Source organism: Sphingobacterium sp. HMA12 (assembly GCF_002933815.1).
GTDB lineage: Bacteria > Bacteroidota > Bacteroidia > Sphingobacteriales > Sphingobacteriaceae > Sphingobacterium.
In genome coordinates this window covers 296,940-309,599 of record NZ_BEYR01000006.1, presented here as the reverse complement: position 1 = coordinate 309,599, position 12,660 = coordinate 296,940, and the positions used below count along the sequence as shown (strand labels likewise).

Here is a 12,660-nt window from a genome sequence, read left to right as displayed (position 1 = left end):
ATTCGTTTGGTTTTAACGTGTTAATAATTTAGAAGTTAGACGATACTTTAATACCAATTAAGTTGGACGGGTTCTGCGCCAACAGGATCCGTCTTTTATTGATATTAATAATCTCCTGTCAGGGCGGGAATTTTTCGCTTTTCATTCTGTTAATAAGTTTGGTTATGTAATGATTAAGTTGATTCTATTGTTCTTCCCTACAATTGCCTTGGTCTTAATGTCCGCGTAATTCAAAAGTGCAATGAGCTTTTCTAGACTCAAATTCCTTGGAATTTTTCCACTATATTGACCAGCATTGCTCTTGCTATTATAAGTGATGTCGATGTCATACCATCGGGCAATCTCGTTAAATACATCCTCTGTATTGGTGCCATCAAAGTAAAATTGGCCACTTTTCCAACTAAGCACCTGATCAATGTTTATTGACTTTGATCGAAGTTTACCCTGTTCGGAAAATGCTTGTTCATTTGGTTTTAGGTGTACAGCACTATTCTGTTTGGAAACAATAACAGCCCCTTCTTCCAGACTTGTACGAATTCCAGCATCTCCTGAGTAAGCATTGATATTGAATTTTGTCCCCAATACTTTGATCTGTTGATTTCCAGTTTTTACAATGAACCCCCTGTGATCCTTCGTTTTCTGAACTTGGAAATAGGCTTCCCCCTCCAATTCAACGATGCGGTCGCCGTATGCAAAAGCAGATGGATAAGTCAATTTTGAATCAGCATTGAGGCTTACTAATGTACCGTCTGCCAGTACAATATCGTAAGTAGCACCTTTTGGTGTTTTCAGTGTATTTTGTTGGATAGCCACTTTTCCTGTTGCTGCATTCCGATAACTTACTTTGCCTTGTGCATCCTTTGTCAGAATTGTTTCTCCAATCTGCAGACTTTGATTTAAGTGCAATTCATCTAGATTGATCTGCTTACCATCTGCTAGTGTGATAATAGCCTTTTCGCTGCCTGGTGGAATGGACGCTAATAATTTATCGGAAGCGATATGTTCGGCTGCAGGCCAGTATTTGTAGGTGAAAAATCCAATTAATAAGATAGCCGCTGCTGTGCTGATGTAGTAAAAGTATTTTATTGTGCTGGTTTTTTTTTCGATCATGCCAACCTCCGCTAATAGGCGGTGCTTTGTGTTTTTCTGAATTGCAGAAAAATGCCCTTCCGGTATTTGGTTAGCAGTTTGTTGATCAAACCAATCAAAAAGCTGTTTACGTTCCTCAATATTTTCGGATCGGCTCAGAAAACTGCAAATCAGTTTATATAATTCTTTCACTTGCTTCATAAATCGCAACGTTATACTGGTTGGTTATAATACAAGTGATGTAAAAGAAGATGAGCTTCTACTCAAAAAGTAAAAAAAAATTTTTTTTATTAAAATCGACGATTACTGACAACTAAAAGAATAAAATAAAGTGGAAAAGATGGCTTGTTGCTGTACGTAGATGTCGGATGGCTTTGTTAATATGTTTTTCCACTGTGGATTCGCTAATACTTAATTTTTTTGCAATCTCTTTATTGCTCATATAATATTCCCGGCTCAATTTGAATACTTCTTTACATTTCTCCGGCAGATTTTCTATCTCTTTTGTCACCAAATCAATAATATAGCGGTAATAGAGCTGATCTTCAATTGGGATGGTTTCATCTTCAAATTCAAGATCTTCGAAATCTTGTGTAAGTTTGATTTTCATCTCTTTGCGGTAATGGGCAAGCACCAAATACCGGCAGGAACTGAATAGATAGGCTGGAAGAGATTCTATTTCTTCAATTACTGCTCTGTTCTTCCAAACCGAAATAAAGAGGTCATGTAGAATATCTTCGGCGACTTCGCTTTTGGATATTTTTTTTGCAATAAATGCAATTAGGTCGGGAGCAAACAAATCATATAATACTGCAAAAGCTCTTTGATCCCCTTGCTGTATAAGGGGGAGGAGTTCTTGGTATTGGTATGATTTATTGTTTCTCATAAGGAGCTAGTCGCCAGTAAATTTAAAAAAAAAATAACATTTTCATTACAAGATTGATAAAGAGGCTCTGATTTTCCTTTTACCTTTTGGGATTTTATTAAAACTCAACAAAAAATTAGATTTTTTAATATGAATTGGCTAACAACGCGTTGTTGGTGAAATAAGCTCCCAGTAGGTTTAAAGTATAGATTAAGTATTGTTATAGTAGTGTAGCGTAGCTACTTTAGCTAAATTAAATGTCATGAATTTGGGCGGTAAAAGTTTGGTAAATATGACTATGATCACCAAGAGCTCCCCATTATCGTAAAGAGGTTGTTTGTTATTGTACAATGTTGTCGAAACAACGAAATGTCTCTAAAATAAAAAGGTTAGATTGTTTAAGTAAGCACGATTATAGTTGGTATCATGTCTAAAAAAAGCATCCAGTTAATTCACGCAAACGATTGTGTTGATATTCATTTGCCTCAATAAGAGCATATTCTTCATTTTATTTTCTAATTTCACTTAATTTTATGAAATAGCTCGCATGGCCAAATCTATTAAAGAAATTGCACAGGAACTTAATGTATCCAAATCAACCGTTTCATTGGTGATCAATCATAAAGCGGAGCAGGCTCGTATTAGTAAAGAGCTTGAGAAGCGTGTGCTGGATTATGTCAAGAAAGTTGGGTACAAACCTAATTCATTGGCAAAGAGCCTGGCTACGGGGCGTTCGAATACCATTGGCCTTATTGTCGAAAATATTGGTGATTCCTTTTTCGGTCCTTTTGCGCTATATGTGGAAGAGCTTTTGCGCAAGAAAGATTACCATGTGCTCTATAGCAGTACATTAGGGGATCCTCAAAATGCGCAGGATATCATTGATTTTATGCTTGAAAAGAAAGTCGAAGGCATCCTCCTGGCACCTACTGTAGATCTGGAAGAACACCAGCGAAAGATATTGGAACATAAAGTCCCTTTGGTTGTTTTTGACCGAAATTCGCCAGAAGTAGCCACACATTATGTCCATATTGACAATGGAGACAGTAGTTTGAAGGCTTGTTCACATTTGAAGTCGATTGGATGTGAGAATTTTGGATTGGTCACAATTGATTCGGATCAACCTCAGATGCTGGCGCGTAAAAATGCCTATTTGCTATTTTGTGAAGAAACGGGTATGCAAGCACGGATATTACATTTGTCCTATCAGAACCTACGGCAGAAGGGTATGACAACCTTACAGAACTGGGTGGCAAAAAATATAGGATTAGATGGTTTATTTTTTACGACCAATTATCTGTGTATCCTTGGCCTGAAATCGCTTCGAACAGAAGAAGGAAAGAATTTTGATTTCCCGTTGTTTTCTTTTGATGATCATGAATTGTTTGATCTTTTGAATCCTAAGATCTCCTGTATCCGGCAACCTTTGGAACCTTTGGCAAAAACCTGTGTGAAGGTCCTGTTAAAAGAAATAGACCGAGGAATTTCCAGTCCCAAAGAATACGTAATTTCGACCGACTTGATTAAAAGATAGTCAAAATAACTGAAAAGTATATTCGCTTTGGCTTTGCCCCGAAGAAAATAAAGCCCTATTGTAAAAATCTTAAGACCTCCGCTTCGGAAACATAGCGCATATTTTGATTTAATAATCTTTTTTATATCTTTACTAATACGTTTTAGTAGAAATATTTATATATATCCTAAATAATGAATAAATCATTAAGTGTTTTTCTAGGGTCATTATTGTCCTTGGGTTTGTTTTGCGCAAAACCGGTTTTGGCTCAGAAGTTTAGAGGACAGCAAATGGAAGCTGTTGATCTGGTGAATCCTTTAATGGGTACAGAATCCAAATTTGAGCTTTCCAACGGGAATACTTACCCTTCCATAGCGAGGCCATGGGGGATGAATATGTGGACGCCACAGACAGGCAAAAATGGTGATGGTTGGCAGTATCAATATACAGCTGATAAAATCCGTGGATTGAAGCAAACTCATCAGCCTTCTCCCTGGATGAACGACTATGGTGTTTTCTCGATTATGCCGGTGACGGGAAAACCGGTTTTTGATCAGGACGAACGTGCGAGTTGGTTTTCGCATAAGGCAGAAATCGTGAAGCCCTATTATTATTCCGTTTATTTGGCAGATCACGATGTAACAGCTGAGATGACACCAACTGAACGTGCGGCGATGTTTCGAATCTCTTTCAATAAAACGGATGATGCCTATATCGTATTGGATGCTTATGAAAAAGGTTCAGAGGTGCAGATCATTCCGGAAAAAAATATGATTATTGGCTATTCTTCGAAATATGCGCGCGGACCTTTGCCCGAAAATTTTAAAAATTATTTTGTTCTTGTTTTCGATCAACCTTTTGCCAGCGTTGCGACTTGGGAAGGAAAGGAGAAGAAAGATGGTCAGCTTCAAATTAAAGGTGACCATACCGGTGCTATTGTTGGTTTTAAAGTCAAGGATAAATCAAAACCTGTTCAAGTCAAAGTTGCATCCTCTTTTATCAGTGCTGAACAGGCGCTGTTAAACTTAAACGAGCTTGGCAATAAGTCTTTTGATCAGATTAAAGAGGATGGTCGCCAGATTTGGAATACAACCTTAGGTAAAATTAAGGTAGAAGGAGATGATATCGATCAATTGCGTACATTTTACTCGACCATGTACCGTACGTTATTTTTTCCGAACAAATTATACGAGATCGATGCACAAGGAAAGCCTGTACATTATAGTCCGTATAACGGTAAGACGCTTCCGGGATATTTGTTTGGCGGAACAGGTTTTTGGGATACATTCAGAGCCTTGTATCCTTTCTTAAACTTTATGTACCCATCGATCAATAAAGAAATGCAAGAAGGGTTGCTCAATGCTTATCTGGAAGGTGGATTTCTACCCGAATGGAGCAGCCCGGGGTATGCAGACATCATGGTTGGTAACAACTCCGCTTCAGTCGTTTCAGATGCTTATATGAAAGGACTACGAGGCTATGATATCAACAAATTGTATGAAGCCTTGCAGCACGGTGCAAATAATGAGGGACCAATGACCGCAGTTGGCCGAAAAGGTGTTGAATATTACAACAGCCTAGGTTATGTTCCTTATGATGTTAAAATCAATGAAAATGCTGCCCGTACCTTAGAATATGCTTATGATGATTTCACCATATACCAATTAGCAAAAGCATTAAATCGCCCTAAGGCTGAGATTGACTTATATGCTAAGCGTGCTCAGAATTATAAGAACTTATTTGACCCTTCCACTAATCTGATGCGTGGTAAAAATAAAGATGGTAAATTCCAGACTCCTTTCAATCCATTGAAATGGGGGGATGCATTTACTGAGGGAAATAGCTGGCATTACTCCTGGAGTGTTTTCCATGATGTGCAAGGATTGATCAATTTAATGGGCGGCGAAAAAACTTTTGTCAATATGTTGGATTCTGTATTTGTTCAGGCTCCAGATTTTGACGATAGTTATTATGGTGGTATTATCCACGAGATTCGGGAGATGCAGGTTGCCAATATGGGACAATATGCACATGGTAATCAGCCAATCCAACATATGCCATACTTGTATAACTACGCCGGCCAACCTTGGAAAACACAATATTGGGTTCGTCAGGTCATGGACAGGATGTACAAACCGACGCCTGACGGTTATTGTGGCGACGAGGATAATGGTCAAACATCAGCATGGTATGTGTTTTCGGCCTTAGGTTTTTACCCTGTTTGTCCAGCGACAGATGAATATGTGCTCGGGGCTCCATTATTTAAAAAAGCTACCTTAACTTTTGAAAATGGCAAGACATTGACCATAGATGCGCCTAAGAATTCCAGTGAAAATGTTTATGTGAATACTTTGCAGTTTAACGGAACAAATTATGGTAAAAACTGGTTGAGTCACAAGGCTCTTCATGAAGGTGGAAACCTGAATTTTGATATGGCCGCTAAACCAAACTATAATAGAGGGGCTACCTTAAGTGCAGCTCCCTATTCGATGACGAATGAATTGAAGGTGGGTGTGAAATCAACAAAGTCAAAAAAGAAAAAATAAGCAAATTATAACTCTGATTATGAACTTTAATTTTTTGAAACAAGCATTGGCCATCGTAAGCCTACTGTATTCTTGCTCAGTTGTGGCACAGGACAATTGGCAACATACCGAGAATGACCGTAAGGTAGCGGTGGATGTTGATAGCATTACCAAAAATGGATACACCTTGATCTGGATTAATAAAGACAAGGGTTTTAGTGCAGCCTTAAAGGATAGATTGGTAGCGGCGTATTTTACTAATTACCCTAAGCTGGCGAAAAAATATAATAACAAGACCATAAGAGAAGTGTCTTTTGTCATTGATCCGGATTATAAGGGTGTAGCGGCTACAGCAGGGGGAATTGTACGCTATAGTCCGGAATGGTTTGCTAAAAATCCGGGCGATATAGATGTTGTTACGCATGAAGTCATGCATATTGTTCAGGCTTATCCTGACGGAGCCGGTCCGTGGTGGATTACCGAGGGAATAGCAGATTTCGTTCGGTTTGATGACGGAATAGACAACGCCGGTGCAAATTGGAAATTGCCAGACTTTACGGAGAAACAAAAATATACGGATTCATATCGTACGACGGCACGATTCCTTTACTGGATTAATAAAAATGTGAAAAAGGATTTTGTTAAAAAACTAGACGGAGCAATGCGAAATAAAACATATACCGATGATTTCTGGAAAGCACAGACAGGCAGGACGATTGATGAATTATGGCGTGCTTATAGTCAAAACCCTAAGATCTAATCCTGAAGTGATGAACGTAAGAAGTTTAGTTTGTGTCGGTTTACTATGTATTCCATATTTTTTAAGGGCACAGGAAACCAAATTAATTCAATATGTCAAACCGCTGATAGGAACGGCACGAATGGGCCATACCTTCCCTGGTGCGACAGTCCCTTTTGGGGCAGTGCAGCTCAGTCCAGATACAGATACGTTATCGTATGCCATAAATGGACAATACAATGGCGATGTGTATAAGTACTGCGCCGGCTACCAGTATGGCGACCCAACGATTGTTGGCTTTAGCCATACCCATTTTAGCGGTACCGGCCATTCTGATCTTGGCGATATTTTGGTTATGCCAACCCAAGGTAAGGTACAGCTCAATCCGGGAACGGCTGATAAAGCTCAGGAAGGCTATAGGTCGCCTTATTCTCATGCAAATGAACGTGCAGAACCCAACTATTACAGTGTTTTGCTGGATAAACATCAGATTAAGGCCGAGTTAACAACAACAACTCGTGTCGGGATCCATCGATATACCTTTCCGCAAGCAGATGCATCGCATCTTGTCGTGGATTTGACGGCTGGAATTTATAACTATGATGGTAAAAATGTCTGGACGGTTGTCAAAGTTCTAAATGACTCGACCTTGGTAGGCTATCGCCAGACCAATGGATGGTCCCGGACACGTACCGTATATTTTGCGATTAAGACTTCCAAACCTTTCAAAAACTACGGTGCAAAATATGAAGATGGCAAGTCCGTATACAATGGTTTTTGGCGTAAGTTTGACCAGCAGCATAATTTTCCTGATCTAGCGGCCCATAATATCAAGTTACATTTAGACTTCGATACCAAAGCACAGGAGTCTATCCAGATGAAAGTTGCATTAAGCCCTGTAAGTATGAAGAATGCACTCAGCAACATGGAAGCTGAAGCACCGAATTGGGATTTTGAGGGTTACGTGCGTAAAGGGCAATTGGCTTGGGAAAAAGAACTTCATAAGATTGAAGTGGATATGTTGAACAAGGAGGATCTGGTTAACTTCTATACAGCGATGTATCATGCCAGTTTGATGCCTACCATTTATATGGATCAGAACGGCGAATATAAAGGATTGGACCAGGAGATACATCAGGCTAAAGGATTTACGAATTATACATCGTTTTCGCTTTGGGATACGTTTAGGGCATTCCATCCGCTGCTGAACTTAATTAATCCTTCCCGCAATTCGGACATTGTCGCTTCAATGATGGCGCATTACGATCAGAGCGTATTGAAAATGCTACCCATTTGGTCGCATTATGCAAACGACAATTGGTGTATGAGTGGTTATCATTCCGTATCCGTCATTGTCGACGCGATATTAAAAGGTGTTTATAAGGGCGATCCGGAAGCTGCTTTAAGGGCTTGTGTACAAACGGCAAATACCCGTAATTATGAGGGAATTGGCGCCTATATCGATAAAGGATATGTCCCGGATGATGTGTCAGGTACTTCGGTATCCAATACACTAGAATATGCTTATGATGATTGGTGTATTGCGCAATTGGCAAAGAAGCTGGGTAAAGAAGATATCTATCAGACTTTTTCAAAACGGGCAGAAAGCTGGCGAGCACTTTATGACCCGACAATCGGTTTTATGCGACCAAAAAACTCCCAAGGAAAGTTTAAGGAACAGTTTGATGTCCTAGATACACATGGACAGGGATTTATTGAAGGGAATTCGTGGAACTACAGTCTATATGTGCCGCATCAACCGAAGGAGATGATGGATCTTATGGGCGGCAAAAAGAAGCTGGAGACCTACTTGGATTCGTTATTTACGATGGAATTGCCGGATAAATATTTTGAGCATACCGAAGATATAACACGGGATGGTATCATCGGTAATTATGTACATGGAAATGAGCCTTCTCATCATGTTGCCTATTTATATAACATGACCCAGAATCCTTGGAAGGCACAGGAAAGACTGCGCCAGATTATTCGAAATCAATATCATAATGGCCACGCCGGCTTAGGAGGAAATGATGACTGTGGGCAAATGTCAGCTTGGTACCTGTTTACTGCACTTGGATTTTACCCTGTGGCGCCCGGTGAGGATGCCTATTGGATCGGCAGCCCATTGGTGAAATCTGCAAATGTCAATCTAGAAAGTGGTAAACGCATTTCCATCACTGCGCGTAATCAGTCTGAAAAAAATGTGTACGTCAAATCTGTAACATGGAACGGTAAAGTGCTGGAAAATCTAAAATTATCCTATGCGAGTCTGATGGATGGTGGAGAATTGGTTTTTGAAATGACAGATAAGCCCAAAAGAGGGAAGTCTTAATTCAGCTTAACTGACTTAATATAGATGAAAAGACCGATCGTTTACTGATCGGTCTTTTTTTGTGAATGCGTCATGTTGCTTGTCTTTGGCTGTTGTTATAACATAGGCTTATTTGCTCCCATTATGGACTACTTTTTCAATAAAAACATTTTATACGTATCCCGTATAAATAAGTGGGCAGCTTTTAGTTGCTAAGATGGAGCAGAGCGTTACAATTTGTAAAAAAAATAACTCATGCGTTATTTTAGCAAATCTTGATTTTAGCGGTCAGAAATCAAGTTTTTTAATATAAAATAGCTTAATGTTGCACACTAAACCAGTTTAGCAAAATAAAAAAAACGGAGAAAAAATTTTTTTTTCTCCGTTTTCTATATATCTTCAATATAACCAAGAGCGATAAGTGCTGACCAATTAAGCAATTAAACCAGTTTTGACAGAAGGATATTCCCTAGTATGCTAAAACGTTTTTTATATACACTTTAAACCTTAGATGATGATGGTAGTTTTATTTGATACTGCATAACGTGTTTTTTTGAGAAAGAATTGGCCAATTTTCTTATCTCAGAATAATCAACACCATTAGCCTCTGATTCAGGGGTAAATAACCAATTAAACTAGAAAAGTAAAATAACCTAATTATATATCATTCTTATGCACATGATTAAAAAGAGGTGTTTAAGTGGGCTTGTCGTCTTGGGATGGTCCTATGCTTGCTGTTCTTTTGTTTCTGGTCAGGATAATAAGCAATTATCTCCTTCAGATAGTCTTAAGCTTCAGATTGGAACTGTAAAATTAGATTCCATATTTCAGATCAAAGCTAGCCAGGTCAATCCTGTTGAAATTAAGAAACAAGGCTTGTTACCTTATACATCCCTTCAGCAGTACCTTAAGGGAAACAATACGGGAGTTTACGTGACCGAGCCATCTGGTGAACCAGGAACCAAACAACCCATGTATTTTCGTGGCGTTTCTCGACCATTGCTTTCTGATGTTGATGTGTTTCAAAACCAGCCTTTAGTGGTCGTGGATGGTATCCCATTGGTCGGAGAGCATCCATTTGCCTATGCTGTGCAGACTTACGACCTTGAACGCATCGGTCCAGCGACCAATCTTTTCGCTAATATCAATATTGATATGGTCAAGTCGATCGAAGTACTGAAAGACGTCGCTGCAATGGCTATGTACGGGCCCAATGCCGCCAATGGAGCAATTGTCGTACAGACAAAGGAACCTAAAGCGGACAAGACAAATCGTATTGCTGTCAACATGTATACTGGATTAGCGCAACGGCCGCAAGTGACCACAATCAACGGAGAATACGAAAATAGATTCAGAAAGCAGTTTTATGATCTGTATACATCCAATGGCCGATACGATGATGGCGATTCCTATCCTGTATACCTGAGCGATTCGCTTAACATGAACTATTTTGGTAAATCAGATTGGACAGATTCTTATTACAATAATGGCTTGGTATATAATTTAAATGCCAACCTTTCTGGAGGTGGGCCACGGGCGAATTTTCAATTTGCGGCGGGATCGACCCAGGATAAAGGTGTTGCGGAAAAGGTAAAACTAAATAAATATTATGCGTTGTTTGGTTTAAACATGCGACCTCTTACCTGGCTGACCTTCTCGATGCAGGCCAATATTACCAGGTTGGACCGGAATCGTAATCTCAATATGAGGGACAGATTTGCCCAATTGGCTTATTTTCCGGATCTGTCTGCCCCTCTTTCACCAAATAAAGAGGTGTACAATGAGTATTTAAGTTACTATAAAAAAGGTTTCGATAACAATAAAACCAACGTTGTACAGGGATATGGAAAGCTGCAATTGGATTTTGGAAATTTCCATTTTCTAACGACGGGCATGGTCGATTACAACGAGGGCTACAGAGACCAGTTCTACCATAGTAAATTGATGGAATCCAATAATTTCGCATCTAATTATTATGGTTATAACCAACGTGCGATTTTTGACAATAAGGCATACTATGATTGGAAAATTGATGATAAAAACAACCTGAATCTTTTAATCGGAAATAGTCTGCAATGGGATACTTATCGCTATAATTATGCATATGCTTACAAAGGAGTAAACGATTTTATTAAGGTGAATCTTTTGGAGGATGATTCCAACAAGTCAAATTATTTGGAAGCTACGGCTTACCCTAAGGCACTTATATTTAAGTTTTTGGACCGTATACGCCATAATCTGGTCTCCTTTTATGGCCGGGCAAATTATAATTATGATAAGAAAGTGGATGTTTCACTTCTGTTGAGAACAGATGGTTCTTCCAATGCACAGCCGGATGCACGCTGGATTTTTACACCTTCGCTTTCAGCGAATTGGAATATCAAAAATAGCTATTTCGTTTCCGATAATGGCTTGAAAGATCTGACCGCCAGATTTAGCGTTGGACGTATCGGCCTGAGTAACGTGTTTGATGATTTTGCGCAAGGGCCCAATTATGTTGCTCAAATGGGGTTTACAGGTAACCAGCTAATTGCAGGATATAATGCCATCGCTGGACTGGTACGTCCTTATGAATCGGGATGGGTAGGCTACAATATTCCCTGGGCTTACACCGATCAGGGCAATTTAGGTCTTGACTACGCAATTGAAAAAAGGAACTTTCATGTCTCCTTGGATGTGTACCTGAAACAAACTAAAAATCAGCTTATTAATATTCCGTCTTATAGCGAATATGGCTATAAATCCAGTTACATGGCAGGAATGGACGTTCAAAATGCAGGTATTGAATTTACTGTTGGGCTTGATCCAATCCAGTCCGATCGGTTTAAATGGTCCACGGCGCTCAATGTATCGCACAATCAGAATAAGCTCAAAGCACTACCCAATGGTCTAGAACAGCTGGTTATTGGCAACAGTCTATTGGAAGTCGGAAAATCCCTTGACCAATACTGGTTGCTTTCCAATACCGGGATTTATAAAACGGATGCCGAGGTGCCGCAAGGAATGACTTATAATTCTATTCAATTACGTGCCGGAGATCCAATATGGAAAGATCAGAATGGGGACAATAGGATCGATGATAGTGACCGGACGCTGCAGGGGCACCGCTTACCCTTATTGTTTGGTAATTGGTCTAACAATTTTGTCCTTGGGAAATGGGATTTAGGGATCAATATGTACTACAATATCGGACGAGAATTAATTAACCAGGAAATGGCGACCCGATTTGACTTTATCAATAATGAAGGTGCTAAAAAATTAGATGCGATCAAGGAGATTACGTATTGGGAAAAAAGAGGCGATTATAGTAAGTATCCATTATACAATCCTTGGAGTTCTGTCATTCCTTACCAGGCGGATCAGGATCTTTTTTTAGAAAATGCGTCTTTTCTGAAAATACGTGCTATTACCCTGGGGTATGATCTGACTTCGCTTTTGGGCGGGCGGCAACAACGTATCCAGCGTGCCTATGCCTATGTTTCTGCGAATAATGTAGCGACAATAACGTCCTATAGTGGCGTTGATCCGGAGATTGTGGATTATACCGGCTATGATATTGGGTCCAAAATGCAGATACCACGGATCTATACCCTAGGTATTAAAGTTGACTTTTAA

General features: G+C 39.5%; 7 protein-coding genes. 5 read left to right on the top strand and 2 right to left on the bottom strand.

The window, feature by feature from the left end; translation table 11 throughout:
• Positions 1-162 precede the first annotated feature (162 nt).
• Together HMAT_RS24045 and HMAT_RS24040 are read right to left on the bottom strand one after the other, a co-directional pair.
• Positions 163-1,290, bottom strand: coding sequence for a FecR family protein (locus HMAT_RS24045; protein ID WP_104385369.1), 1,128 nt, complete (start codon positions 1,288-1,290; stop codon positions 163-165).
• Between the two features lie 112 nt (positions 1,291-1,402).
• A complete protein-coding gene (locus HMAT_RS24040; RefSeq protein ID WP_104385368.1) occupies positions 1,403-1,975 on the bottom strand; it encodes an RNA polymerase sigma factor in 573 nt (190 codons plus the stop codon).
• Between the two features lie 526 nt (positions 1,976-2,501).
• Between HMAT_RS24040 and HMAT_RS24035 the strand changes: the two genes are divergently transcribed.
• The 5 genes from HMAT_RS24035 (at position 2,502) to HMAT_RS24015 (ending at position 12,660) form a co-directional block, all read left to right on the top strand.
• Complete coding sequence (locus tag HMAT_RS24035) at positions 2,502-3,488, top strand: LacI family DNA-binding transcriptional regulator (protein ID WP_104385367.1); 987 nt, start codon at positions 2,502-2,504, stop codon at positions 3,486-3,488.
• A 173-nt stretch (positions 3,489-3,661) separates the two neighbouring features.
• Positions 3,662-6,013 (top strand): GH92 family glycosyl hydrolase, encoded by a 2,352-nt coding sequence (locus HMAT_RS24030; protein WP_104385366.1) that lies wholly within the window; start codon positions 3,662-3,664, stop codon positions 6,011-6,013.
• Between the two features lie 19 nt (positions 6,014-6,032).
• On the top strand, positions 6,033-6,752 hold the full coding sequence (locus tag HMAT_RS24025) for a basic secretory protein-like protein (RefSeq protein ID WP_104385365.1): 720 nt from the start codon (positions 6,033-6,035) through the stop codon (positions 6,750-6,752).
• Positions 6,753-6,762: 10 nt separating this feature from the next.
• Positions 6,763-9,066, top strand: a complete 2,304-nt coding sequence (locus HMAT_RS24020) for a GH92 family glycosyl hydrolase (protein ID WP_104385410.1) — start codon at positions 6,763-6,765, stop codon at positions 9,064-9,066.
• A 657-nt stretch (positions 9,067-9,723) separates the two neighbouring features.
• Positions 9,724-12,660 (top strand): SusC/RagA family TonB-linked outer membrane protein, encoded by a 2,937-nt coding sequence (locus HMAT_RS24015; RefSeq protein ID WP_158656095.1) that lies wholly within the window; start codon positions 9,724-9,726, stop codon positions 12,658-12,660.

Excerpts from the sequence above, each read along its gene's own strand:
- HMAT_RS24045 (WP_104385369.1), bottom strand. The coding sequence starts at position 1,290 with ATGAAGCAAGTGAAAGAATTATATAAACTGATTTGCAGTTTTCTGAGC.
- HMAT_RS24040 (WP_104385368.1), bottom strand. The coding sequence starts at position 1,975 with ATGAGAAACAATAAATCATACCAATACCAAGAACTCCTCCCCCTTATA.
- HMAT_RS24035 (WP_104385367.1), top strand. The coding sequence starts at position 2,502 with ATGGCCAAATCTATTAAAGAAATTGCACAGGAACTTAATGTATCCAAA.
- HMAT_RS24030 (WP_104385366.1), top strand. The coding sequence starts at position 3,662 with ATGAATAAATCATTAAGTGTTTTTCTAGGGTCATTATTGTCCTTGGGT.
- HMAT_RS24025 (WP_104385365.1), top strand. The coding sequence starts at position 6,033 with ATGAACTTTAATTTTTTGAAACAAGCATTGGCCATCGTAAGCCTACTG.
- HMAT_RS24020 (WP_104385410.1), top strand. The coding sequence starts at position 6,763 with ATGAACGTAAGAAGTTTAGTTTGTGTCGGTTTACTATGTATTCCATAT.
- HMAT_RS24015 (WP_158656095.1), top strand. The coding sequence starts at position 9,724 with ATGATTAAAAAGAGGTGTTTAAGTGGGCTTGTCGTCTTGGGATGGTCC.